This window comes from Herbaspirillum hiltneri N3 (assembly GCF_001267925.1).
GTDB classification, from domain to species: Bacteria; Pseudomonadota; Gammaproteobacteria; order Burkholderiales; family Burkholderiaceae_D; genus Herbaspirillum; species Herbaspirillum hiltneri.
The window spans coordinates 4534849-4560771 of the sequence record NZ_CP011409.1 but is presented as its reverse complement, the minus strand read 5'-3'; the positions used below and the strand labels follow the sequence as shown (position 1 = coordinate 4560771).

At 61.5% G+C, this 25923-nt stretch carries 20 protein-coding genes, 1 other RNA gene and 2 pseudogenes; 19 read left to right on the top strand and 4 right to left on the bottom strand.

Going from position 1 to position 25923, the window contains the following annotated elements; all coding sequences use genetic code 11:
- Positions 1-32 precede the first annotated feature (32 nt).
- A pseudogene (locus F506_RS23360) lies at positions 33-329 on the bottom strand (sugar ABC transporter substrate-binding protein); the annotation flags it as partial.
- Here F506_RS23360 and F506_RS20600 point away from each other — a divergent pair.
- The 17 genes and pseudogenes from F506_RS20600 to F506_RS20525 all read left to right on the top strand — a co-directional run.
- A pseudogene (locus F506_RS20600) lies at positions 307-1146 on the top strand (amino acid--tRNA ligase-related protein); the annotation flags it as partial. The pseudogenes F506_RS23360 and F506_RS20600 overlap by 23 nt on opposite strands.
- A gap of 255 nt (positions 1147-1401) precedes the next feature.
- Positions 1402-2703: an MFS transporter gene (locus F506_RS20595; RefSeq protein ID WP_053200551.1), complete on the top strand. Its 1302-nt coding sequence runs from the start codon at positions 1402-1404 to the stop codon at positions 2701-2703.
- Between the two features lie 32 nt (positions 2704-2735).
- Entirely contained in the window at positions 2736-3995 is a 1260-nt protein-coding gene (locus F506_RS20590) for a metal-dependent hydrolase family protein (RefSeq protein WP_053200548.1), read from the top strand.
- Positions 3996-4059: 64 nt separating this feature from the next.
- Positions 4060-4968: a LysR substrate-binding domain-containing protein gene (locus F506_RS20585; protein ID WP_053200546.1), complete on the top strand. Its 909-nt coding sequence runs from the start codon at positions 4060-4062 to the stop codon at positions 4966-4968.
- Positions 4969-5028: 60 nt separating this feature from the next.
- Positions 5029-5517, top strand: a complete 489-nt coding sequence (gene nudB / locus F506_RS20580; protein WP_053200544.1) for a dihydroneopterin triphosphate diphosphatase — start codon at positions 5029-5031, stop codon at positions 5515-5517.
- 86 nt (positions 5518-5603) lie between these two features.
- On the top strand, positions 5604-6398 hold the full coding sequence (locus F506_RS20575; protein ID WP_053200542.1) for an endonuclease/exonuclease/phosphatase family protein: 795 nt from the start codon (positions 5604-5606) through the stop codon (positions 6396-6398).
- 84 nt (positions 6399-6482) lie between these two features.
- Positions 6483-7646: a phospholipase D-like domain-containing protein gene (locus F506_RS20570; protein WP_053200540.1), complete on the top strand. Its 1164-nt coding sequence runs from the start codon at positions 6483-6485 to the stop codon at positions 7644-7646.
- 234 nt (positions 7647-7880) lie between these two features.
- Positions 7881-9329: a catalase gene (locus F506_RS20565; protein WP_053200538.1), complete on the top strand. Its 1449-nt coding sequence runs from the start codon at positions 7881-7883 to the stop codon at positions 9327-9329.
- A gap of 231 nt (positions 9330-9560) precedes the next feature.
- Positions 9561-10736 (top strand): acetyl-CoA C-acetyltransferase, encoded by a 1176-nt coding sequence (locus F506_RS20560; RefSeq protein ID WP_053200537.1) that lies wholly within the window; start codon positions 9561-9563, stop codon positions 10734-10736.
- Between the two features lie 117 nt (positions 10737-10853).
- Positions 10854-11228 (top strand): RNA-binding S4 domain-containing protein, encoded by a 375-nt coding sequence (locus F506_RS20555; RefSeq protein ID WP_053201819.1) that lies wholly within the window; start codon positions 10854-10856, stop codon positions 11226-11228.
- 239 nt (positions 11229-11467) lie between these two features.
- The gene (locus F506_RS20550; protein ID WP_083458132.1) at positions 11468-12172 is read left to right on the top strand and encodes a TetR/AcrR family transcriptional regulator; all 705 of its coding nucleotides are present in this window, start codon (positions 11468-11470) and stop codon (positions 12170-12172) included.
- A gap of 42 nt (positions 12173-12214) precedes the next feature.
- Positions 12215-14005 carry an acyl-CoA dehydrogenase C-terminal domain-containing protein gene (locus tag F506_RS20545; RefSeq protein ID WP_053200532.1) on the top strand — a complete coding sequence of 597 codons (1791 nt, stop codon included), beginning with the start codon at positions 12215-12217 and terminating at the stop codon, positions 14003-14005.
- A gap of 201 nt (positions 14006-14206) precedes the next feature.
- A complete protein-coding gene (locus F506_RS20540) occupies positions 14207-16594 on the top strand; it encodes a 3-hydroxyacyl-CoA dehydrogenase/enoyl-CoA hydratase family protein (RefSeq protein ID WP_053200530.1) in 2388 nt (795 codons plus the stop codon).
- A gap of 51 nt (positions 16595-16645) precedes the next feature.
- Complete coding sequence (locus F506_RS22905) at positions 16646-17011, top strand: endonuclease domain-containing protein (protein WP_083458129.1); 366 nt, start codon at positions 16646-16648, stop codon at positions 17009-17011.
- 28 nt (positions 17012-17039) lie between these two features.
- Positions 17040-18236: an acetyl-CoA C-acyltransferase gene (locus F506_RS20530; protein ID WP_053200527.1), complete on the top strand. Its 1197-nt coding sequence runs from the start codon at positions 17040-17042 to the stop codon at positions 18234-18236.
- Between the two features lie 62 nt (positions 18237-18298).
- Positions 18299-18373, top strand: a non-coding RNA gene (locus F506_RS22900) — sX9 sRNA.
- Between the two features lie 78 nt (positions 18374-18451).
- The gene (locus F506_RS20525) at positions 18452-19216 is read left to right on the top strand and encodes an enoyl-CoA hydratase (RefSeq protein WP_053200525.1); all 765 of its coding nucleotides are present in this window, start codon (positions 18452-18454) and stop codon (positions 19214-19216) included.
- A gap of 27 nt (positions 19217-19243) precedes the next feature.
- Here F506_RS20525 and F506_RS20520 read toward each other — a convergent pair whose 3' ends face one another.
- Positions 19244-20872 (bottom strand): methyl-accepting chemotaxis protein, encoded by a 1629-nt coding sequence (locus F506_RS20520; RefSeq protein ID WP_053200523.1) that lies wholly within the window; start codon positions 20870-20872, stop codon positions 19244-19246.
- Between the two features lie 573 nt (positions 20873-21445).
- Here F506_RS20520 and F506_RS20515 point away from each other — a divergent pair.
- On the top strand, positions 21446-21910 hold the full coding sequence (locus F506_RS20515; RefSeq protein ID WP_053200521.1) for a (2Fe-2S)-binding protein: 465 nt from the start codon (positions 21446-21448) through the stop codon (positions 21908-21910).
- A 10-nt stretch (positions 21911-21920) separates the two neighbouring features.
- Entirely contained in the window at positions 21921-24041 is a 2121-nt protein-coding gene (locus F506_RS20510; RefSeq protein ID WP_053200519.1) for a xanthine dehydrogenase family protein molybdopterin-binding subunit, read from the top strand.
- A gap of 66 nt (positions 24042-24107) precedes the next feature.
- Here the strand turns inward: F506_RS20510 and F506_RS20505 are convergent, their stop codons facing one another.
- The gene (locus tag F506_RS20505; protein ID WP_053200517.1) at positions 24108-24839 is read right to left on the bottom strand and encodes a 2OG-Fe(II) oxygenase; all 732 of its coding nucleotides are present in this window, start codon (positions 24837-24839) and stop codon (positions 24108-24110) included.
- 88 nt (positions 24840-24927) lie between these two features.
- Positions 24928-25770: an aldo/keto reductase gene (locus tag F506_RS20500; RefSeq protein ID WP_053200514.1), complete on the bottom strand. Its 843-nt coding sequence runs from the start codon at positions 25768-25770 to the stop codon at positions 24928-24930.
- Positions 25771-25923 lie beyond the last annotated feature (153 nt).

Here is a 25923-nt window from a genome sequence, read left to right as displayed (position 1 = left end):
CGGCTGCCATTTTTCTTTCCCCCGCAAGCGCTTCAGTATTTGATGTAGCGCCCCTGCTGCATCAGACGCGTCGTGATGGTCTGCGCGGACTTCAACGCGTTTTCCACACTGCTCCTGCCCACCAGCGCGCGCGCGATGGCCTGGCCGGTGACCGTGCCGATGCTGGTAAATTCCGGAATCGTCACAAGCTGGATGCCCACGTAAGGAACCGGCTTGAGGGTGGGACTGTCGGGGTCCGCGCTCTGGATAGCGTCGAGGACGAAATCTGCATACGGCGAGGCCTTCTGGTAGCCAGCCGACGCATAGGTCGACTTGCGCGTGCCGGGCGGCGCGGAAATGCCGCGTTCGGAAATCGACGCCTACACTCAGTTCGTCGCCATCTACGGCGCCAAGGGCCTGGCGTACATCAAGGTCAATGAAAAGGCCAAGGGCCGCGACGGCCTGCAATCGCCGATCGTCAAGAACCTGCATGATGCAGCCCTGGCGGCGATCATCGAGAAGACCGGCGCGCAAGACGGCGACCTGATTTTCTTCGGCGCCGACAAGACCAAGGTGGTCAACGACGCCATCGGCGCGCTGCGCGTGAAGATCGGCCACAGCGATTTCGGCAAGAAGAACGGCCTGTTCGACGACGTCTGGCGCCCGCTGTGGGTGGTCGACTTCCCGATGTTCGAATACGACGAAGACAACCAGCGCTGGGTCGCCCTGCATCACCCGTTCACCTCGCCGAAGGATGGTCACGAAGATTTCATCTCGACCAACCCGGCAGCCGCCATCGCCAAGGCCTACGACCTGGTGCTGAACGGTTGGGAAATGGGCGGTGGTTCGGTCCGTATCCACCGCGCCGAAGTGCAGAGCAAGGTGTTCCGCGCGCTCAAGATCAACGACGAAGAAGCGCGCCTGAAGTTCGGCTTCCTGCTGGATGCGCTGCAATACGGCGCACCGCCGCACGGCGGCATCGCCTTCGGCCTGGATCGTCTGGTCACCATGATGGCCGGTGCCGAGTCGATCCGCGACGTCATCGCTTTCCCGAAGACCCAGCGCGCGCAAGATCTGTTGACGCAAGCGCCGTCGGCGGTCGACGAGAAGCAACTGCGCGAACTGCATATCCGTTTGCGCAATGCGGAGCCGGCGATCAAGGCGTAAGCAGAGCAGAAATATGACGATACCGTCCACGCCTGATCGGCGTGGACGGGCAAGTCGAAAGAAGGCGCATGCAGCAATGCATTGCGCCTTTTTTCATGCCCATTCAATTCATGCCCATGCCTCGCTGCGGCGGCGGATTTGTTATAAATTTTTTCCGCATGCATGCGCTGCAAGCATGGCGACATGCGCAGATATCATTTCCGGCTTGCTTCTTGCTCGTCCTATCATCGGACGAACATATCAAGGGGAGAAACCATGCAAGCCAACACCGCCTACGCCGCGCCGCCGGTTGTCGTCAGCACCGACCAGCGCCGACGCGCCATCATCGCCACCGTCATCGGCAACGGCCTTGAATGGTTCGACTTCACCGTCTACAGTTTTTTCGCAGTCATCATCGCCAAATTGTTTTTCCCCACCGGTAACGAACTGACCTCGTTGCTGTTGGCAGTGGCGACCTTCGGTGTCGGCTTCTTCATGCGTCCGGTCGGCGGCATCCTGCTAGGCATCTATGCCGACCGCGTCGGCCGCAAGGCGGCGCTGTCGCTCACCATCCTGCTGATGGCGGCCGGTACGACGCTGATCGGCATCGCGCCGACGTATGAACAGATCGGCCTGTTCGCGCCGTTGATCATCGTGGTGGCGCGCCTGCTGCAAGGCTTTTCGGCCGGCGGAGAAATGGGCAGCGCCACAGCCTTCCTGACCGAATATGCGCCGGTCAAGGAACGCGCCTTTTATTCCAGCTGGATCCAGGCCAGCATCGGCGTGGCCGTGTTGCTGGGCGCCGCAGTCGGCACCTTCGTGACCAGCAGCCTCAGTCCCGAAGCGCTGGCGAGCTGGGGCTGGCGTCTGCCGTTCCTGTTGGGCATCATCATCGGCCCGGTCGGCTATTACATTCGCCATCACCTCGATGAAACGCCTGCCTTCCTTGAAGCCAAGGACAAGACCGACTCGCCGCTCAAGGAAATCATCCGCAACTATCCGCGCGAAACCACGGCGAGTTTTTCGATGGTGATCCTGTGGACGGTCTGTACTTACGTACTCCTGTTCTACATGCCGACTTATTCCATCAAAGTGCTCAAGCTGCCGCAGTCGACCGGCTTCATCGCCGGCATGGTGGGCGGTTTGTGCATCATGGTGTTCGCACCAGTGGTGGGCCGCCTCGCCGATCGCTACGGCCGTCGCGGCCTGTTGTCGGGTGCCGCACTGCTGATCCTGGTGCTGGCGTATCCGATGTTCGCTTACATCAACCACGCGCCGGGTCTCGGTTCGCTGCTGGTGTTCCAGCTGGTGTTCGGCATCCTGATCGCCACTTACACCGGCCCGATTCTGGCTGCCTTCTCAGAACTGTTCCCGGCCAAGGTGTTGTCGACCGGCCTGTCGGTGGCCTACAACCTGGCGGTGACGATTTTCGGCGGTTTCGCCTCCTTCATCATCACCGGCCTGATCGCCGCCACCGGCAGCACCATGGCGCCGGCATTCTACGTGATGATCGCCGCCGCCATCAGTCTGGCGGGTACACGCTTCGTGCGCGAACCGTCGTATTTGCAACGCGCTTAGCTTCAGATTTCATTTTTCAGATTTGATTTTTCATGACCAAGATTCTCCTGCAGGGCGGTAACGTCCTCGATCCGGCGTATGGCAGCCTGCTGCTTCGCCACGATGTCCTGATTGAAAACGACCGCATCATCGAGGTCTCTTCGACACCCATCGAGGCGCCGGATGCCTCCGATGTGCAACGCATTGATGTGACCGGCAAGACGGTGATGCCGGGACTGATCGACTGCCACGTGCACGTGCTGGCATCGCTGGCGAACCTGGGCGCGAACGCCTTGCAACCGGGTTCGCTGACGTCGATCCGCGCCTTGCCGATTGTCGAAGCGATGCTCAACCGAGGCTTCACTACCGTGCGCGACGCCGGCGGCGCCGACTGGGGACTGGCGCAGGCCATTGCCATCGGGCTGGTACCGGGGCCGAGGATTTTCCCGTCCGGCAAGGCCTTGTCGCAGACTGGTGGGCATGGCGATTTCCGTCCACGTTCGGATGTGCTGGAGCCTTGCTCTTGCGCCTTCCGCGCCGGTGCGATTGCGCGCGTGGCGGACGGCGTCGACGCCGTGCGGCTGGCTGCGCGTGAAGAGATCCAGAAGGGCGCGACGCAGATCAAGATCATGGCCTCCGGCGGCGTCGCATCGCCGACCGACCCGATCGGCAACACGCAATACAGCGAAGACGAAATCCGCGCCATCGTGGCCGAAGCGGAGGCCGCACAGACTTACGTCATGGCGCATGCCTACACCGGCCGCGCGATTTCGCGCGCGGTGCGTTGCGGCGTGCGCACCATCGAGCACGGCAACCTGGTGGATGCCGATGCTGCGCGCGTGATGCGCGAGCATGGCGCATTCGTGGTGCCGACGCTGGTTACCTATGACTCGCTGGCGCGCGACGGTGCCCGCCTGGGCTTGCCGGCCGAGTCGGTGGCCAAGATCGAATCGGTGCGCCAGGCCGGCCGCGATTCATTGAAGATTTATGCCGAGCACGGCGTGCAAATGGGCTTCGGTTCCGATCTGCTGGGCGAAATGCACCAGGACCAGTCGCAGGAATTCGTCATCCGTGCCGAGATCCTCGGCAATCTGGAAGCGATCCGGTCGGCGACTTCAATTGCCGCCGCCATCCTGCAGCGCGAGGGCGAACTCGGCACGGTGCGTGCCGGCGCGCGCGCCGACCTGATCGTGGTCGACGGTAATCCACTGGACGACATCCATCTGCTGGGGGGGCAGGGCGAACACTTCTCGCTGGTGATGCAGGGCGGTTGCGTGCATCGCAATACTTGCAACACGTACAGCACACGCTGAATCCGGGCGGGCATGTTTTTCGCTCTATGATGGAGCTCTGAGTTGTTCAACACGGGCCGCCATCATGCGTATTTCTCCACTGCCTCCTCTGCCGTCGCTGATTGCGTTTGAAGCTGCCATGCGGCACAGCAGCTTCACGCGCGCCGCGGCGGAGCTGCATCTGACGCAAAGCGCCATCAGCCGCCAGATCGCACAGCTGGAGCGTTTCCTCGGCAAGAAGTTGTTCATCCGCGAACCGCGCGCGCTGCGCCTGACCGTCAGCGGGCAACGTTACGCCGAAGAGGTGCAGCGCCTGCTGGTCGGCTGCGCCGAAGTCACCGAAGACATCATGAAGCGCAAGGGCCACAGCGAACTGACGGTAGCCTGTTCTTCCGGCGTCGCGGTGCTGTGGCTGACGCCGCGGCTGGCGCGGTTCCGCGCGCTGCAACCGGAGTGCCATCTGCGTCTGATCGTCAACGACAGCCTCGCCGCCTTGTCGGAAACCGATTTCGACATGGGCATCTATTTCCTGCGCGATGGCCCGCCGTCCGGACTGGCGGCGCGCCGCCTGTATGACGAAGAAGTGTTCCCGGTGTGTTCGCCTGCCTATCTCGCGGGGCGCACGCTGGAACCACGCGATCTGCTGCAGGAAACCTTGTTGATGCAGGAGGACGGCCAGCGCCAGTGGATGTCGTGGCAGAACTGGATGGCGCAGAACGATCTTGGCGATGCGCGCATCGAGCATCAGATCCTGTCCAACCAATATCCGATCCTGTTGCAGCTGGCAATGGAGGGGCATGGCATCGTGCTGGCATGGCGCCACATGATCGACGCCTGCATGCGCGAGGGCTTGCTGGTGCGCGCCTGCGAGGCCAGCGCCAGCCTCGGCGGCGGCTATTATGCGGTGTGGCCGCGCGACCGCATCGAGCACGCGGCGGCGCGCGGTTTCCGCAACTGGCTGGTCGAGGAGAGCGCCGGCGCCGTTGCAGACTGATCGCGCGAGGAACGATACGGATACAATGGACGTTGGCAACTTGTCACATGCTCAAGAGAAATGAACCGTCCCTTTAAAATCCCCGAGTCCGTCCTGGTCGTCATCTACACTGCAGCGCTGGACGTATTGCTGATCGAACGCACCGACAAGGCCGGCTACTGGCAATCGGTCACCGGCTCCAAAGACACGCCCGACGAGCCCCTGATGCTGACCGCGCAACGTGAAGTCGGCGAGGAAACCGGGATTGTGATTAGCGATGAAATCAGTGTTTCGCCGACAGCCGCCAATCGGGTTCCGTGCGATCATCTCAGCGACTGGAAGTTGTCAAACGACTATGAGATCTATCCGGTCTGGCGCCATCGCTATGCGCCCGGCGTGACGCGCAATCTCGAACACGTGTTCGGTTTGCTGGTGCCGGAAGGAATTCCCGTAACGCTGGCGCCGCGCGAGCATACGCGCTACCAGTGGTTGCCGTACCGCGCTGCGGCCGACCTGTGTTTTTCGCCGTCGAACGCCGAAGCGATCCTGCAGCTGCCGCAGTACATTTAAGTTGTCCGCGCGCCTTCGCAACGACGACGGCCGCAGTTCCATTTGCGCAGTTCCATTTGAATTCACCAAGAGGTTTTGCCGATCGTATGAAGTTACGCATAGCCACTTACAACATCCACAAGGGCGTCACCTCGTTCAGTGGACGCCCGCGCATCCACGCGCTCAAGCAGGCGCTGGCGCAGCTCGACGCCGACCTGGTGTTCCTGCAGGAAGTGCAGGGGCGTCACGACCGCATCGCGCTGCGGCATGCCGCGCTGTGGCCGCAGCAGGCCCAGCATGAATACCTGGCCGGTGAATCGCATCACGCCGCTTATGGCGTGAACGCGGTGTACGACCACGGCCATCACGGCAATGCGCTGCTGTCGCGCTTTTCGATCGCCTCGGCGCGCAACCAGGACGTCTCCGATCACGCTTATGAATCGCGCGGCATCCTTCATTGCGTGGTCGATATCGAGGGCGTGTCGGTGCATTGCTACGTGATCCATCTCGGCTTGTTCGCGGGCGGCCGCCGCCGTCAGACCGCGGCGCTGATCGAAGCGGTGCGCGCTTCCTCGCCGCCGGATGCGCCGGTCATCATCGCCGGCGACTTCAATGACTGGGGCAACAAGCTCAGCGAATTCCTGCGCATCCGCCTCGGCGTCAGCGAAGTGTTCGAACAGCACGGTTCCGCGCACGGCCTGATGGGTTACCTGCGCAAGCTCGGCGGCATGCAGCCGGTGATCCAGCCGGCGCGTACCTTCCCGGCTTCGCTGCCGATGCTGCGGCTGGACCGCATCTACCTGCGTGGTTTCGAAGTCGAATCGGCGGAAGTCATGCGCGGAGGCCTGTGGGCGAACTTGTCGGACCATGCGCCCATTGTCAGCACCTTGCGCTTAAAATGACGGCAGTCCAACTTCCGTCAGACGCCACTTGCCCGCTTTCCTTTTCGCTTTCTCTCCCGACTTTCGCTACGGCGCGGATCTGCCATGCGCGTGATCAGCTATAGCGGCGACAACCACGTCGAGTTGCTGCGTTGCGGACTGGAATTCTTCCCGGCGCTGATTGCCGCCATCGACGAGGCACGCGCCGAGATCTATCTCGAAACCTACATCTTCAGCCTCGACGACACCGGCATCCTGGTGCGGGACGCGCTGGTCCGCGCCGCCGGCCGCGGCGTCGTGGTCAGCGTCATCACCGACTGGGTCGGCACCGGCCGCGTGGAGAGCAAGCAGCTCAAGGCCACGCTCACCGCCGCCGGCGTCCAGCATCGCTCGTTCAATCCCTGGTTCAAGCGGGGCGTCGCGCGCAGCCACCGCAAGCTGTGCGTGGCGGATCGCAAGGTGGCGTTCGCGGGCGGACTCAACATCAACGACGATTTCTTTTCGGACGATTCGCGCCGGGCGCCCTTGCCGGCGCCGCGCTGGGATTTCGCGGTGCGCATCAGCGGCCCGCTGGTGGAAGCGATTCATCGCGAGATGCAAGACCAGTGGATACGCATCGGCAAGATGAAGCTGCGCGCACGCTGGGACCGCTTCAAGATGGGGCGCTACACCCAGCACGGCACCGAACCGGGCCAGGCGCTGGCCGGGCTGGTGGTGCGGGACAACCTGCGCAACCGCCGCACCATCCAGCGCGCTTACCTGCAGGCGCTCGGCCGCGCGCGCGAGACGGCATTCCTGACCAATCCGTATTTCGCGCCCGGACGCAAGCTGCGCCGCGCGCTGGAAGAAGCCGCGCTGCGCGGCGTGCGCGTGACGCTGTTGCTCGGCGTCGGCCAGTTCTACCTGCAGGATGCGGTGGCGCATTCCTTCTATCCTAAACTCCTCAAGGCAGGCGTGCGGATCATCGAATACACCAAGACCCAGCTGCACGCCAAGGTCGCGGTGATCGACGACGAATGGGCCACGGTCGGATCGAGCAACTACGACGGCCTCAGCCTGTTCGTGAACCAGGAAGCCAACGTCGTCGTCAGCGACGCCGATTTCGCCGCCACCCTGCGCACCGAGATCGAAATCGGCCTGAGCGAAGGCCGGCTGGTGCAGCTGCAGGATTTCCTGCATTCGCCGTGGTACAAGCGCCTCTGGTACGGCACCGCCTTCCTGATGTACCGCGGCATCATCCGCGTGATCACCCTGGGGCAGGACGCCTGACAGGGGTGTTCGCGGATGTCATTGCCTTTACACAAGGCTGGGTGATAATGCACTTTCCCTTTTACCGGTGCAGGCGGCCAGACGCCACATTGCCGGCATGAACGGAATTCCTATCCCATCAATAAAGACAATCAATTTCTAATTTTTAATAAATTTAATTAAAGTTCATGCAGCACCGCCATCATGCAGGCACAGATGCGGGTCTTCTAACCTAGATTTTTAAAGGGATGTGACATGAGCAATAAGTTAACCACCTCCGCCGGCGCCCCCGTCGCCGACAACAACAACATCCAAACGGCAGGTCCGCGCGGTCCGGCCCTGCTGCAAGACGTCTGGTTCCTCGAAAAGCTGGCCCACTTTGATCGTGAAGTCATTCCGGAACGCCGCATGCACGCCAAGGGTTCCGCCGCCTACGGCACCTTCACCGTCACGCACGACATCACCAAATACACCAAGGCAAAGATATTCTCCGAAGTCGGCAAGAAAACAGACCTGTTCCTGCGTTTCTCGACCGTGGCCGGCGAGCGCGGCGCGGCCGACGCCGAGCGCGACATCCGTGGCTTCGCCATCAAGTTCTACACCGAGCAAGGCAACTGGGACCTGGTCGGCAACAACACGCCGGTGTTCTTCCTGCGCGATCCGCACAAATTCCCCGACCTGAACCGCGCCGTCAAGCGCGATCCGAAGACCAACCTGCGCAGCGCCAACAACAATTGGGATTACTGGACGCTGCTGCCCGAAGCTCTGCATCAGGTCACCATCGTCATGAGCGACCGCGGCCTACCGCGCTCGTATCGCCACATGCACGGCTTCGGCAGCCACACGTTCAGCTTCATCAACGCCGCCAACGAGCGCTTCTGGGTCAAGTTTGCCTTCAAGACGCAGCAAGGCATTAAGAACCTGACCGACGCCGAAGCCGCCGATCTGGTCGGTCGCGACCGCGAAAGCGCGCAGCGCGACTTGTTCGACAGCATCGAAAACAAGGACTTCCCGCGCTGGAAACTGTTCGTGCAAATCATGCCGGAGAAGGAAGCCGGCTCCTACCATCTCAACCCGTTCGACCTGACCAAGGTGTGGCCGCACAAGGACTATCCGGAAATCGAAGTCGGCGTGCTGGAGCTGAACCGCAATCCGGAAAACTACTTCGCCGAAGTCGAGCAAGCTGCCTTCTCGCCAGCCAACGTGGTGCCGGGCGTGGGCTTCTCGCCGGACAAGATGCTGCAAGGGCGCCTGTTCTCGTACGGCGATGCGCACCGCTATCGTCTGGGCGTGAACCACTACCAGATCCCGGTCAACGCGGCGCGCTGCCCGGTCCACACCTCGCACCGCGATGGCGCCATGCGCGTCGACGGCAACCACGGCGCGACCCTGGGCTACGAGCCGAACAGCTACGGCCAATGGCAGGAGCAACCCGACTTCCGCGAGCCGCCGCTGGCCATCGAAGGCGCGGCCGATCACTGGAATCACCGCGTGGACGACGATTACTACTCGCAGCCGCGCGCTTTGTTCCAGCTGATGACGCCGGCCCAGCAGCAGGTCTTGTTCGACAACACCGCACGCGCCATCAACGGCGCCTCGGAACCGGTCGTGCAACGCCATATCGACAACTGCACCAAGGCCGATCCGGCCTACGGCGCAGGCGTTGCGAAGGCAATCGCGGCACTCAAGGTAGGCAGCAAATAAGCTTGGACATACTCGCCGGAAGGTAGTCTTGGCATCGAAAAACGCCGCTGTCCCACAAGGACCGCGGCGTTTTTTATAGACAGAAAAATTTGAATATCTGCGGCATTCATATCGAAAATCCACCGTATCGCCATTGCCCCTGAAATGGACTAAGATGGACGTCCCGGATTTCAACAAGCAAGTCAGTCCACCCCCGGAAAGACTTCGGTAATTCAACAAAAGGAGTGAAACATGGATGACGTCGTTATTGTTGCAGCACAGAGAACAGCGGTCGGTAAATTCGGCGGTTCCTTGTCGAAAATCGCCGCCTCGGATCTCGGCGCGCAAGTCATCAAGGCCTTGCTGGCAAAGACCGGCATCAAGCCGGAAAGCATCAGCGAAGTCATCCTCGGCCAGGTGCTGACAGCTGGCGTCGGCCAGAATCCGGCGCGCCAGGCGGTGATCCGCTCGGGCCTGCCGGACATGGTCCCGGCCTTCGTGGTCGGCAAGGTCTGCGGCAGCGGCCTCAAGGCAGTGCAACTGGCGGCGCAGGCGATCAAGTGCGGCGACGCGCAGATCGTGATTGCCGGCGGCCAGGAAAACATGAGCGCCTCGCCGCACGTGCTGAACAACTCGCGCGACGGTTTCCGCATGGGCGACGCCAAGCTGACCGACACCATGATCGTCGACGGCCTGTGGGACGTCTACAACCAGTACCACATGGGCATCACCGCTGAAAACGTCGCCAAGAAATACGACATCTCCCGCAAGGAGCAGGACGAGTTTGCAGCCGCGTCGCAAAACAAGGCCGAAGCTGCGCAAAAGGCCGGCAAGTTCAAGGATGAAATCGTCCCGATCGAAATCAAGAACAAGAAGGAAACAGTCGTTTTCGACACCGACGAATTCGTCAAGCCGGGTGTCACCGCCGAAGCGCTGGGTGCGCTGCGACCAGCTTTCGACAAGGAAGGCACCGTCACCGCCGGCAACGCCTCCGGCATTAATGACGGCGCCGCCGCCGTGGTCCTGATGTCGGCCAAACTGGCTGCCGAACTCGGCCTGCCGGTGCTGGCCAAGATCAAGTCGTATTCTTCGGCCGGCCTCGATCCAAGCATCATGGGCATGGGCCCGGTGCCGGCCTCGCAGCTGACGCTGAAGAAGGCCGGCTGGACCCCGCAAGACCTCGATCTGATGGAAATCAACGAAGCCTTCGCGGCGCAGGCGATTGCCGTCAACAAGCAAATGGGTTGGGACACCAGCAAGATCAACGTCAACGGCGGCGCGATTGCAATCGGTCACCCGATCGGTGCTTCCGGCTGCCGCGTGCTGGTCACGCTGCTGCACGAAATGGTTCGCCGCGACGCCAAGCGCGGCCTCGCCAGCCTGTGTATCGGCGGCGGCATGGGCGTGGCGCTGGCGGTCGAACGCTGATGCCGCGCGGGGCCGTGCCCCGGCGTGCTGAGTAATATCGCAGCAAAAAGATGCCGGCCTTGCGGAAGCTCCCAAGGCCGGCATTTTCATTTGATCCAAATTGAATTTGAATCCGACATGGATACCACCCGCATCGACAAATGGCTCTGGGCGGCACGCTTCTTCAAGACGCGTTCGCTGGCGGCCGACGCCGTCGAGCGCGGCAAGGTGAAGCTGCGCGGCGAGCGCACCAAGCCTTCGCACAGCCTCAAAACCGGCGATATGCTGCAAATCGACAATGGCGCCACCGAATGGGAAGTCCAGGTCTGCGGCATTTCGGACAAGCGCGGTTCGGCCGCCGTGGCGCAAGGCCTCTACGGTGAAACCGCCGCCAGCGTGGAAAAGCGCCGCCTGCTTGCCGAGCAACACCATTTCTTCAAGGAACCGACGGCCGCGCTCAAGGGCCGTCCGACCAAGCGCGATCGCCGTTTGCTTGATCAATCCTCCTCCTGAATTCCCCCTGTCCGGCCGGAGAATCGCGATCTTTCCCGCGCGCAAGTGCGATCGACGGTGTGGCTACGGTGCATCCCTCGATGCAATTTGATGACGCCGTCACTTTTCGTTTGACATTTGGCAGGCAATGAATAATAGTACGACCGTTCGCATAAAAAATTCCGTGCTGCCCAGGTAGGCCGAAGACAACAATAAACACCGGCGCAGCAGACCCAATTTGGCGTTTTCGAGATACAGCAATGATTGAGACATCATCATCCGTGACACGGCCGAAGTTCATGCGCAAGGGCGAGCTCACGCGCGCCGCCATTCTTGACATGGCGCTGGAACTGTCCAGTCGCGACGGCCTGGAAGGCCTCACCATCGGTTTGCTCGCCGAAAAAATGAAGATGAGCAAATCCGGCGTGTTTGCCCATTTCGGTTCGCGCGAAGACCTGCAGATCGAAGTGGTGCGCCTGTACCACCATCGTTTCGAGCAGGAAGTTTTCTATCCCAGCATCAAGGAGCCGCGCGGCCTGCAGCGCCTGCAAGGCATGTTCGCGCGCTGGGTCAAGCTGGTCAGCGTGGAAATCGCGCTCGGCTGCATCTACATCAGCGGCGCGGTCGAGTACGACGACCGTCCCGGCGCCATCCGCGACCACTTGGTGGCGATGGTGCAGGCGTGGCGCGACGCACTGCACCGCTGCATCAACCAGTCGATGGAAATGGGCCACCTGCGCAGCGACATCAACGTCGAGCAGATGGTCTACGAAATCTACGGCCTGATTCTGGCGCTGCACCACGATGCGCGCTTCCTCAAGATCCCGGGCAGCGTGGAGCGTGCGCAGGCCGGCTTCGACCGCCTCATCGACAGTTACCGCAACCCGCAAGTGCCGCAGATTTCAGCGTCTGCCAAGACCGCCAGCAGCAAAACCACAAAACCGGCTGCCAACAAGGCAGCTTGAATTTAATCAGAATTATTCCAATCAGTTCCGCCGGAGACCACCATGCCCCAATACAACGCCCCCCTTCGCGACATGCAATTCGTTCTGCACGAACTGCTCAAGGTCGAGGACGTCCTCAAGACCTTGCCGGCGCATGCCGACACCAACCGTGAACTGATCGACCAGGTGCTGGAAGAGGGCGGCAAGTTCACGTCGCAGGTGCTGTTTCCGCTGAACCATTCCGGCGACCGCGAAGGCTGCACCTATAACAAGGACACCAAAACCGTCACCCCGCCGAAGGGCTACAAGGAAGCCTACAAGCAATACGTCGAAGCCGGCTGGGCGGCATTGTCCTGTGATCCGGAGTTCGGCGGCCAGGGTCTGCCGCTGGTGATGAACAACTCGTTCTACGAAATGCTGAACTCGTCGAATCAGGCCTGGACGATGTACCCGGGCCTGTCGCACGGCGCCTACGAGTGCATCCACGCGCATGGTTCCGACGAACAAAAAGCGCTGTACCTGCCCAAGCTGATCTCCGGCGAATGGACCGGCACCATGTGCCTGACCGAAGCGCACTGCGGCACCGACCTGGGTTTGCTGCGCTCCAAGGCAGAGCCGCAAGCCGACGGTTCCTACAAGATCACCGGCAGCAAGATTTTCATCTCTGCCGGCGAGCACGACATGTCGGACAACATCGTCCACCTGGTGCTGGCGCGCCTGCCGGATGCTCCGCAGGGCTCCAAGGGCATTTCGCTGTTCATCGTGCCGAAGTTCATGCCGAACGCAGACGGTTCGCTCGGTTCGCGCAACCCGATCACCTGCGGCGCCATCGAAGAAAAGATGGGCATTCACGGCAACGCGACCTGCCAGATGAATCTGGACGGCGCAGTCGGCTGGCTGATCGGCGGACCGCACAAGGGCTTGAACGCGATGTTCGTGTTCATGAACGCCGCGCGCCTGGGCGTCGGCATGCAAGGTCTTGGCCTGACCGAAGTCGCGTATCAAAATGCGCTGGTCTACGCCAAGGACCGCATCCAGATGCGCAGCCTGTCGGGCGTGAAGGCGCCGGACAAGGCCGCCGATCCGATCATCGTCCACCCCGACGTGCGTCGCATGCTGCTGACTGCCAAGGCCTATGCCGAAGGCGGCCGCGCATTCTGCTCCTATGTCGCGCTGCAGCTGGACAAGGAACTGAATCACCCAGACGAAGAAGTGCGCAAGGAAGCCGCCGACCAGGTCGCGTTGCTGACGCCGGTGGTCAAGGCCTTCATCACCGACAACGCCTGGATTGCCACGTCCGAGTGCCTGCAGGTCTACGGCGGTCACGGCTACATCTCCGAATGGGGTATGGAGCAATATGTGCGCGACGCTCGCATCAACATGATCTATGAAGGCACCAACACCATCCAGTCGCTGGATTTGCTGGGCCGCAAGATCCTGATGGACAACGGCGCCAAGTTGAAGAAGTTCGGCGCGCAAGTGCAGGCTTTCATCGAAGACAACGGCACCGACGAAGCGATGTCCGAGTTCATCTCGCCGCTGGCCGACATTGGCGACAAGGTGTCCAAGCTGACCATGGAAATCGGCATGAAGGCCTTCCAGAATCCGGACGAAGTCGGCGCCGCCGCAGTGCCTTACCTGCGCGTCGTGGGTCACCTGGTCTACGCGTACTTTTTCGCGCAAATGGCAAAGATCGCGCTGGAAAAGCAGGATTCCGGCGACAATTTCTACAAGTCGAAACTGGCCACGGCGCGCTTCTACTTCGCGCGCCTGCTGCCTGAAACCGCCACGCTGATCCGCCAGGCGCGTTCGGGCTCGGCCAATCTGATGGCGCTGGACGCGGACCTGTTCTAAGTCGTCGTCGACCGGCAGGCGTGGCGGTCGGGAAAATTTCCCGAACCTCGCCGTCACGCCAGTGTCATCACAGCACAGCATGCTGTAAAAAATGGCAGGAAGGCGTAGAGTGTCGCAAGCCAGTCGGTTTTTTTGCCGGGTTTTGCGAACTGCTTCCTGACTAGTCAGACCTCATTTCTGCATCACTACAAGGAGACACGCGTGTCCAACTTCATCGTCAAAAAAGTAGCCGTTCTCGGCGCGGGTGTGATGGGCGCCCAGATCGCAGCACACTGCATCAACGCCAAAGTGCCGGTCGTGCTGTTCGACCTGCCGGCCAAGGAAGGCCCGAAAAACGGCATCGTCCTGCGCGCCATCGAGAACCTGAAGAAGCTCAGCCCGGCGCCGCTCGGCAACAAGGAAGACGCCGCCCTGATCCAGGTCGCCAACTACGAAGACGACATCGAACTGCTCAAGGGCTGCGACCTGATCATCGAAGCCATCGCCGAGCGCATGGACTGGAAGCACGACCTGTACAAGAAGGTCGCGCCGCACATCGCGCCGAACGCGATCTTTGCCTCCAACACTTCCGGCCTGTCGATCACCGCGCTGTCCGATGGTTTCGACGCCGAACTGAAAGCGCGCTTCTGCGGCGTGCACTTCTTCAACCCGCCGCGCTACATGCACTTGGTCGAACTAATCCCGACCGCGACCACCAATCCGGAAATCCTCAACCAGCTCGAAGCCTTCCTGACCACCACGCTGGGCAAGGGCGTGGTGCGCGCCTTCGATACGCCGAACTTCGTCGCCAACCGCGTCGGCGTGTTCGGCATCCTGGCCACCGCCATCGAAGCCGAGAAATACGGCTTGTCGGTCGATGTCGTCGACGACCTGACCGGCGCCAAGCTGGGTCGCGCCAAGTCGGGCACCTTCCGCACCGCCGATGTGGTCGGCCTCGACACCATGGGCCACGTCATCAAGACCATGCAGGACAACCTGAAGGACGATCCGTTCTTCAGCAGCTACGCCACGCCGCCGCTGCTGGCCAAGCTGGTCGAGCAAGGCGCGCTGGGGCAGAAGAGCGGCGCCGGTTTCTACAAGAAGGTCGGCAAGGACATCCTGCGCATCGATCCGGCCAAGGGTGACTACGTCCCAGGCGGCGGCAAGGCCGACGACATCATCGCGCGCATCCTGAAAGAAAAGGATCCGGTCAAGCGCATGAAGGCGCTGCACGATTCGACCAATCCGCAAGGCCAGTTCCTGTGGGCGATCTTCCGCGACGCCTTCCATTACATCGCCGTGCATCTGGAAACCGTCGCCGACAACGCGCGCGACCTCGACTTCGCCATGCGCTGGGGCTTCGGCTGGACTGTCGGTCCGTTCGAAACATGGCAAGCCTCCGGCTGGCAGCAAGTCGCCACCTGGATCAAGGAAGATATCGAAGCCGGCAAGGCATTGTCGACAGCGCCGCTGCCGGCCTGGGTGTTCGACGGTCGTGACGGCGTGCACAGCGCGCAGGGATCGTATTCGCCATCCAAGAAAGCCAACGTCGCCCGTTCCGAATTGCCGGTGTACCAGCGCCAGGCATTCCGTGCGCCGCTGGTTGGCGAAGGCGCTGCCGATGGCAAGACCGCCGGCACCACTTTCTTCGAAGACGACTCGGTGCGCATCTGGCACCAGAACGACGACGTCCTGATCCTCTCCTTCAAGACCAAGATGCACGTCATCGGCCAGGGCGTCATCGACGGCATGAACAAGGCCATCGACGAAGCCGAGAAGAATTTCAAGGGCCTGGTGATCTGGCACGCGGATGCCGCCGAAGGCGGCGCGTTCTCGGCCGGCGCCGACCTGCAGTCGATGCTGCCGCTGTTCATGTCGGGCGGCGTCAAGGCCATCGAGCCGGTCGTGCATCACCTGCAACAGGCGCATCAACGCCTCAAGTACGCCAACGTCCCGGTCGTCGCCGCAGTCGCTGGCCTGGCGCTGGGCGGCGGTTGCGAACTACTGTTGCATACCGCCAAGCGCGTTGCCTCGATCGAATCCTACATCGGCCTGGTGGAAGTCGGCGTCGGCCTGATCCCGGCCGGCGGCGGCCTGAAGGAAGCAGCCGTGCGCGCCGCCAAGGAAGCCAAGGGCAACGACATCCTGCAATTCCTCAAGGACTACATGCTCGCTGCGGCTACCGCCAACGTCTCCAAGTCGGCGCTGGAAGCACGCGAGCTCGGCTACCTGAAGGCGGATGACGTGATCGTCTTCAATCCATACGAATTGCTGCACGTCGCCAAGGTCGAAGCGCGCGCGATGTTCGACTCCGGCTATCGCCCGGCGCTGGCGCCGCAAGTGCCGGTGGTCGGCCGCTACGGCGTCGGCACCATCATGGCGCAACTGGTCAACATGCGCGATGGCGGCTTCATCTCCGCACATGACTTCAAGCTGGGCCAGATGATCGCCGAGATCGTCAGCGGCGGCGAAGTCGAAGAAGGCAGCGTGGTCAACGAGCAATGGTTGCTGGACCTGGAACGCAAGGCGTTCATGGAACTGCTGAACCATCCGAAGACGCAAGAGCGAATCATGGGAATGATGCAAACAGGCAAACCAGTCCGCAATTAATGAACACTCCCTCCCCTTCAAGGGGAGGGGCGGGGTGGGGATGGGTTACCAATGCAAGGTCAAACCAAGGCTTTTACACAACTCGCAGCAAAGGAGTTGAGAAAGACGATGACCGATGCAGAACGCAGACTCTGGCATCGACTGCGTGGAGAGCAACTTGAAGTCAAGTTCCGCCGCCAACACCCTTTTGAAAATTACGTGCTGGATTTTGTTTGTCTGGAGCAGCGCCTGGTAATTGAAGTAGACGGTTCGCAGCATGTCGGGAATCACCATGACGAAAAGCGGACCGAGAAATTGAACCTGGCGGGCTTCACCGTTCTGCGATTTTGGAATAACGAAGTATTGAATGAGACGGATGCGGTTGTTCAGGCGATCTGGAATGCCCTGAACCCATCCCCACCCCAGCCCTCCCCTTGAAGGGGAGGGAGTACAAGGAGAATTTGACATGACCAAACAACTTCAAGACGCCTACATCGTTGCAGCGACGCGCACCCCGATCGGCAAAGCGCCGCGCGGCATGTTCAAGAACGTGCGTCCGGACGACCTGCTGGTGCGCGCGATTCAATCCGCGATCGCGCAAGTCCCGGGCCTCGACCCGAAACTGATCGAAGACGCCATCATCGGCTGCTCTTTCCCTGAAGGTGCGCAAGGCCTCAACATGGCGCGCAACGCCGTGCTGCTGGCTGGCCTGCCGAACACCATCGGCGGCGTCACCATCAACCGCTACTGCGCATCCGGCGTGACCGCGATTGCGATGGCGGCCGACCGCATCCGCGTCGGCCAGGCCGACGTCATGATCGCCGGCGGCGCCGAGTCGATGTCCATGGTGCCGATGATGGGTTTCCACCCATCGGTCAACATGGGCGCGTTCAAGGACGAGAACATCGGCATGGCCTACGGCATGGGTCTGACCGCAGAAAACGTCGCCAAGCAATGGAAGGTCTCGCGCGAAGCGCAGGATGCTTTCGCGCTGGCCTCGCACCAGAAAGCCATCGCCGCGCAACTGGCTGGCGAGTTCAACGATGAGACCACCTCCGTCGATATCATCGAGCGCTTCCCCAACCTGGCGACCGGCCAGATCGACATCAAGACCCGCACCGTCAACAAAGACGAAGGCGCGCGTGCCGACAGCACCATCGAAGCACTGACCAAGCTCAAGCCGGTGTTTGCCGCCAAGGGCAGCGTCACGGCCGGCAACAGCTCGCAGACATCGGACGGCGCCGGCGCCCTGATTCTGGTCAGCGAAAAGATCCTCAAGCAATTCAACCTGACTCCGCTTGCGCGCTTCGCCTCGTTCGCCGTGCGCGGCGTGCCGCCGGAAATCATGGGCATCGGTCCGAAGGAAGCCATCCCCGTCGCCCTGCGCGCGGCCGGCATCACCCAGGATCAGCTGGACTGGATCGAGCTCAACGAAGCCTTCGCTGCGCAAGCGCTGGCGGTGATCCAGGACCTCGGTCTCGATCCCGCCAAGGTCAACCCGATGGGCGGCGCGATTGCACTCGGCCACCCGCTCGGCGCAACCGGCGCGATCCGTGCTGCGACCACCATCCACGCACTGCGCCGCAAGAACCTGAAGTACGGCATGGTGACGATGTGCGTCGGCACCGGCATGGGCGCAGCTGGCATCTTCGAACGCATGTAAAAATCTGCTCATGATCCTACTTCGAGGCCGTGATCCGGCGTCGGGTGGTGCTCCGAATCCTCATGTACTAAAGTACATTCCGGTTCGTGCGCTCCGGCCGCCACCGGCTGACGGCCTCTCGCTACGGATCATGAACAGGTTTTGAGTGCGGCTCTACCATTAAAAAAACAAGCCGCACGTCGCTCAGGTGATGCGGCTTTTTTTATCGGAGACATATGGAAATCGAACTCACAAAAAGCGGCGGCGTCCTGACTATCGCCTTCAACCGCGAAGAAAAGAAGAACGCCATCACCGCCGCCATGTACCAGCAGCTGGCCGACGCCCTCAAGGACGCCGAAGCCGACAGCGCGGTGCGCGCCATCCTGTTCACGGGCAAGCCGCAAATCTTTACTGCCGGCAACGACCTTGAAGACTTCCTCAAGAATCCACCCAACAGCAAGGACGCGCCGGTGTTCCGGTTCCTGTGGGAGATCAGCCACGCCGGCAAGCCCATCGTCGCTGCCGTGTCGGGCGCAGCGGTCGGCATCGGCACCACCTTGCTGCTGCATTGCGACCTGGTCTACGCGGCCGACAATGCCAAATTCTCGATGCCATTCACGCAACTGGGTTTATGCCCGGAAGCGGCCTCGTCGCTATTGCTGCCGCATATCGCCGGCTACCAGCGTGCGGCCGAAAAGCTGCTGCTGGGCGAAGCCTTCGACGTCGCCGAAGCGCGCGACATGGGCATCGTCAATCGTGTGCTGACGGCGGAAGAATTGCTGCCGTTCGCACAAAAGCAGGCCGCCAAACTGGCCGCGCTGCCCGCCAGCTCGGTACGCGTCACCAAGCAATTGATGAAGAAGAATCGCGTCGCCGCCACCGAAGCGCAGATGGCGGCGGAGATCGAACACTTCGCAAAAATGCTGACGGCGCCGGAAGCCAAGGAAGCCTTTACCGCCTTCTTTGAAAAGCGCAAGCCGGACTTCACCAGGTTCAGCTGACGGCACTGTTGTCGCGCAACCCACCGCTCAGGCAAGCTCCAGCCGGGACGGTGTGATATCGATGCTGTTCTGCAGGATCGGCAAGGTTCCCAGTTTGAAGATGCCGACCAGCGCCGACAATTTGGTCGCCTGTTCCTGCAGGGACTGCGCGGCGGCGGCGGCTTGCTCGACCAGCGCGGCATTTTGCTGGGTGACGTTGTCCATCTGCGCGACGGCGTCGTTGATCTGTTCGATGCCCTCGCTTTGCTGACGGCTGGACTGTGAAATTTCCGCCACCATTCCGTTGACCTTACTGACGCTGCCGACCACCTCGCTCATCGTCGTGCCCGCCTGCTCGACCAGAGAACGTCCGATATCGACCTGGTTCACGGAATCGGTGATCAGCACCTTGATCTCTTTTGCGGCGGTCGCGCTGCGTTGCGCCAGGTTGCGCACTTCCGATGCCACGACCGCGAAACCGCGGCCTTCTTCTCCGGCGCGCGCCGCTTCCACTGCAGCATTCAGGGCGAGAATATTGGTTTGGAACGCAATGCCGTCAATAACCGAAATGATCTCCACGATCTTGTGCGATGAATTGTTGATCATCCCCATCGTATTGATGACTTGCTGAACGACTTCGCCGGCCTTGGTTGCCACATCGGATGCCGACAGCGCAAGCTCGTGCGCCTGGAGGGCGCTGCCGGAGTTCTGTTTCACCGTCGACGCCAGCTCTTCCATCGATGACGCCGTTTCCTCCAGAGAACTTGCCTGCTGCTCCGTCCTCGACGACAAATCCAGGTTGCCTTTGGCAATCTGGCTGGAGGCGGTGGCAATCGTATCGGTGCCGGCGCGCACCTGGCCGACGATTTGCGCCAGGGCATCGCGCATGCTCTTTATCGAGAACAGCAGGCTGTTCTGATCGCTTGGCCTGGTTTCGATATTGACGGTCAGGTCGCCGTGTGCGATCTGATTGGCAATCTGATTCGCATAGGCGGGCTCTCCACCGAGCTGGCTCAGCACGCTGCGCGTGATCAGATAAGCCGCGATGATGCTGGCGACCACCGCCAGCCCGCCGAACAGCAGCATCATGAAACGCGCATTGGCGTAGGCAAGGTCCGCGTTGTCGGAGGCTTGCTCATTCTGTTTGTTCTCCAGCACGATGAAGCTGTTGAGTTGTTCCCACCATTTGCGCTGGACCGGGCGGAACTCATTTCGCATCAGCGAATAGGCCTCGTCTCGCTTGCCGGCCAGGATCAGCGTCGTTACCCGCTTGATATAGCCGTCGGCGACCTTGGCGGTTGCGCTGATGGCGTCAAACAGCTGGCGTTCTTCCGGGTTGGCCGAACCTTCGCTGCTCAGCATCTCTCCCAGTTTTTTCTCGGCGGCGGCATATTTTTGCGCCTGTACATCAACGCGTTTCATTTCGACGCTGATTTCCTGCTGGTTATCTTCAAGCAGGATCATGTTGCGCAAAGCGAGCGCACGTTCGGTAATGGACAGATACATGGAGGAGGCTTCGCTGGCTTCCACGTTGTTGATCTTCGTGATCTCATCCATGCGCTGTTTCTGCTGGGCCATCTGAATGATGCCGAGCAGCGTGATGATGATGAGCAGCGCGCAGACCATCGTGAAGCCGATTGCCAGACGTGTGGAGATTTTCAATTGTGAGAGTTTCATGTTTCCCCCAAACGGTGATGTAAGTGTTGATGACTCGGCAGCCTTTGCTGGAGCCGGGTCGTCTTGGACTGAAACGCCGTCCGTTGCGGCCGGTTTCATGAGGCGACGTGATTGAATTGTTGTACGTCGGGACGTAATTTGCAGTTACGAGATTAGCATTTTTATTTAGCATCAGATGCGTGTTTCGGAGAAAAATAAAGACGTTGATGATTTAACAAGGGAGCGAGAAGAGGGAAGCCCCGGCAACCTGCTGCGTCGACTGCCGGTCGATAAAACCTCTCCGCAGAAAACTCTCCCGCGAGCGGAAGCAGAGGCAGGATCACCGTTTCCTGCGAAGAGGCCATCTTGCCGCCAACGCCATATATGGCGAGGAATAACGGAAAATCTCCCTGCAGATTCCTCCGGATAAGCCTATGATCTGCAAACGCAATCGAGACGGCCTCGCAGCAAGATCGTGAATAGCTTCTCCGCTCCATTCTCCCCGGCATTCCCGGTTGCGCCAGGCACGGACATCCGGACGGATTGACGTCTTCCCCGATGTTCCACCCAACAGGACGTCGGAGGAGTTAAAAGATGACAACCAGCTTCAACCTCAACGGCAAGCAAGTCACAGTCAAAGCGGAACCGGATACGCCGTTGTTGTGGGTGATCCGTGATGAAATCGGTCTGACCGGCACCAAGTTCGGTTGCGGCATGGCGCTCTGCGGCGCCTGTACCGTGCAGCTCGATGGCGCGCCGATCCGCTCCTGCCAGACCCCGGTCTCGGCGGCGGCCGGCAAAAAGGTTGCCACCATCGAATCCTTGTCCAAGGACAATTCCCACCCGCTGCAAAAAGCCTGGATCGCGCACGACGTGCCGCAATGCGGCTATTGCCAGTCGGGTCAGCTCATGAGCGCCGCGGCGCTGCTGCGCACCAACAAGAATCCCAGCGACGCCGACATCGAGAACGCCATGAGCGGCAACATTTGCCGCTGCGGCACCTACAATCGCATCCGCGCCGCCATCAAGAGCGCTGCGGCCGAAATGCGCAAGGCCTGAGGAGATCGCCATGACAACCACACGACGCGATTTCCTCAAGGTAACGGCACTGGCCGGCGGCGGCTTCACGCTCGGCGTCAGCCTGCCGGGCGCGGTCAGCGAATCGCAGGCGGCCGGTACATTGCATACGCCCAACGCCTGGGTGCACATTGCCGACGACAACACCATCACACTGATTTCCGCACGCTCCGAAATGGGCCAGGGCGTCTACACCTCGATGCCGATGCTGATCGCCGAAGAACTCGGCGTCGACATCCGCAAGGTCAAGGTCGAGATCGCGCCGGTCGGCGAGGTCTACACCAACGCCTTGCTTGGCGGCCAGCTCACCGGCGGCTCGACCTCGGTGCGCGACGGCTGGGAAAAGCTGCGCGTGGCCGGCGCCCAGGTGCGCACCATGCTGATCACGGCGGCAGCGCAAAAATGGAACATCGACGCCGCTACGCTCAAGGCCGGCGACGGCAAGGTCACTGGTCCGGGCGGACGCAAGGCGACCTACGGCGAACTGGCCGACGCCGCATCGAAACTGCCGGTGCCGAAGGACGTGGTCTTGAAGGACCCCAAGGACTTCAAGATCATCGGCAAACCGACCAAGCGCCTCGACACGCCGCGCAAGGTCAACGGCACGGCCGTGTTCGGCATCGACGTCAAGTTGCCGGGCATGGTCTACGCCTCGCTGGAGCAGTGTCCGGTCATCGGCGGCAAGGTGGTCAGTTTTGACGCGAGCAAGGCCAAGGCAATGCCTGGCGTGATCGACGTGGTGCAGATCCGCGACGGCGTAGCGGTGGTGGCCGACAGTTACTGGCATGCCAAGAAAGCGCGCGAAGCCGTGACCGTCACCTGGGACGAAGGTGCAGGCGCCGCCATCGACAACGCGTCGATGATGGAGGGCATCCGCAACGCCAAGGACGCGCCGACGCCGATCAAGAAAACCGGCGATGCCGGCGCCGCCATGAAGAGCGCGGCCAAGACCATGCAGGCCGAATACTGGTCGCCGTTGCTGGCGCATGCAACGATGGAGCCGCAGAATTTCACTGCCGACTACAAGGACGGCAAATGCCTGGTGATCGGTCCGGCGCAATTCCAGCAGGGCACGCAAGGCAATGTCGCGGCGGCGGTCGGCCTCAAGCCGGAAGACGTCACGGTGAAGACTACTTTCCTCGGCGGCGGTTTCGGCCGTCGTCTGGAATACGACTTTGCGGTGCAGGCGGCGCAGATTTCCAAAGCGGTCGGCAAACCGGTCAAGCTGCTGTGGAGCCGCGAGGACGACACCACGCATGACTTCTACCGGCCGATGGCGTTCCATCGCATGGCTGCCGGACTCGATGCCTCCGGCAAGCCGGTGGCGCTGACCTTCCAGTTGACTTCGCAGTCGGTGACCCAGCGCGCCTTCGGCCTGCCCAAGGGCGCACTCGACCCCTTCATGGCGGAAGCGGCGGTGGTCGGCTATGACATCCCCAACATGACGCAGGAACTCATCGAACACGACAGCGGCCTGCGCGTCGGCTACTGGCGTTCGGTCAGCCATGCGCTCAACGCTTTCGCCAACGAGAGCTTCATCGACGAGTTGGCCGCCGCCGCAGGGAAGGACCCCTATCAGTACCGGCTGGCGCTGCTGGACAAGCAGCCGCGTTTTGCCAATGTGCTGAAGATCGCGGCGACCAAGGCCGGCTGGGGCAAGCCGCTGGCGAAAGGCCGCAGCCACGGCATCGCCCTGATGGAAGGTTACGACACCTACATGGCGCAGGTGGCGGAGATTTCGGTGAAGGACAACGAGATCACCGTGCACAAGATGTGGGTAGCCGCCGACCTCGGCCGCATGATCAATCCCGACACGGTGGAAGCGCAGATCGAGTCGAGCATCGCCTTCGGCCTGTCGTCGGTGCTGGGTTCGGAGATCACGCTCGACAAGGGCCGCGTGCAGCAGACCAACTTCCATGACTATCCGGTGATCCGCATGTCGCAGATGCCGCGCATCGACGTCACGCTGGTCAAGAGCACCGAGAAGCCGGGCGGCATCGGCGAACCGGCCACGGCGCTGGTGGGGCCGGCGGTGGCGAACGCCCTGTTCGCAGCAACGGGAAAACGCGTGCGCAAGATTCCGCTGTCGCCGGACAATATCAAATCGGCTTGAGCGGCATGTGAAGCACCCGTAGCAACACGGCGCCTCCGCTGAAAAACGGAGGCGCTTTTTTTACGTCTACAGCGCGTCGTGGAAAATCACGCCCATCGTGTAGCGCTCGCCCGAACGCAAGCGGCTTACCCCATGGCGCATCTTGACGCGATAGTAGCCGCGCGTGCCAGACACCGGTCGCTCATTGACCGCGAACAGCAGTGCATCGCCCTGACGCAGCGGCACCACTTCGGCGCGCGACTGCATGCGCGGGCGCTGTTCCGTGATGACAAATTCGCCGCCGCTGAAATCGCGTCCCGGCTCCGACAGCAGGATCGCCATCTGGATCGGGAATACGTGTTCGCCGTACAAGTCCTGGTGCAGGCAGTTGTAGTCGCCGCTCCCATATTTGAGGATCAGCGGCGTCGGCCGCAATTGTCCGGCGGCGTGGCAGCGCGCGATGAAGTCTGCGTGTGCGGCGGGATAGCGGATATCGATGCCCATCGCTTCATTCCAGCGGTTGGCTTGCGGTGCGAGATGAGGATAGAAGGCATCACGCAACGCGCCGATCAGATCCGGCAGCGGGTAACGGTAATACTTGTATTCGCCGCGGCCGAAACCATGACGCGCCATCACCACGCGGCTGCGATAGAGGTCGTCGCGCGCATAGTCTGCAATCAGCGCTTCGCATTCCTGCGCTTGCAGCAAGCCGGGCAGATGCGCACAGCCGTGTTCGTTGAGTTCGGTGCAGATGTCCTGCCAGTCCAGCGCAGCGGCGCGCCGGGCGATGGAATTATTGTGGTCTGCTGCGGTATGCATTGCCTCATCCTCTTGGGTTGCACGATTGCAGACGCAGTGTAAGAGGGCAAGGCGACGACAACACTCCGGCGCTTGCTTTTGAATTCGCCTACAGCATTTCCAGCGGACGGCGCTTCTTCGGCGGTGCAAATGCCTTGTCGAGTCCGGCAAGATCGGCCGCATCAAGCCTGAGGTCAAGACAGGCGCGATTGTCCTGCACGTGCTGCACCGTCGATGCCTTGGGAATCGAGATCACACCCGGATGACGCAGCGTCCACGCCAGCGCGACCTGGGCCGGCGTGACGCCGTGGCGTTTGGCGACGGCGACCAGCGCGGCTTCCTTGAGGATGCGGCCCTGCTCGATAGGCGAGTAGGCCATGATCGCCACGCCCTGTTGCGCACAGTAGGGCTGCAGGTCGAACTCGATGCCACGCCGCGACAGGTTGTACAGCACCTGGTTGACTTGCACATTGGCGCCGTTGTCCAGCGCCAGCAGTTCGTGCATGTCGTCGTTGTCGAGATTGCTGACGCCCCAGGCGCCGATCTTGCCCTGGTCGATCAGGGTTTCCATCGCTTCGATGGTGGCGGAAAACGGATGCGTGCCGCGCCAGTGCAGCAGGTAGAGATCGATGCGTTCGACATGCAGGCGTTTGAGGCTGGCTTCGCAGGCCTTGACCGTGCCGGCGCGCGAAGCGTTGAAAGGCAGCACCTTGCTGACCAGGTAGACGTCGTCGCGGCGGCCGGCGATGGCCTTGCCGACGACCTTTTCGGCGCCGCCGTCGCCGTACATCTCGGCGGTGTCGATCAGTGTCATGCCGAGATCGATGCCATGCTGCAGCGCGCGCACTTCATCGGCGGCGCGCGCGGCCGACTCGCCCATGTTCCAGGTGCCCTGGCCGAGGGCAGGAACGCGGTCGCCGTTCTTGAGGGTAATCGTCGGGATGGCTTGCATGGCGGCTCCGTAGGGCGGGTGGCAAAGCTCCAATGTAGCGCAGGCGGCGCTGTCTTGCAGCAGCGGTTATGATCTTGCATCGCCGGGCGTCGTCGCGAATCGCCCCGGTGTAACGGCGGCGACATATTCACCGCGTAAGCTTAACCGGACCAA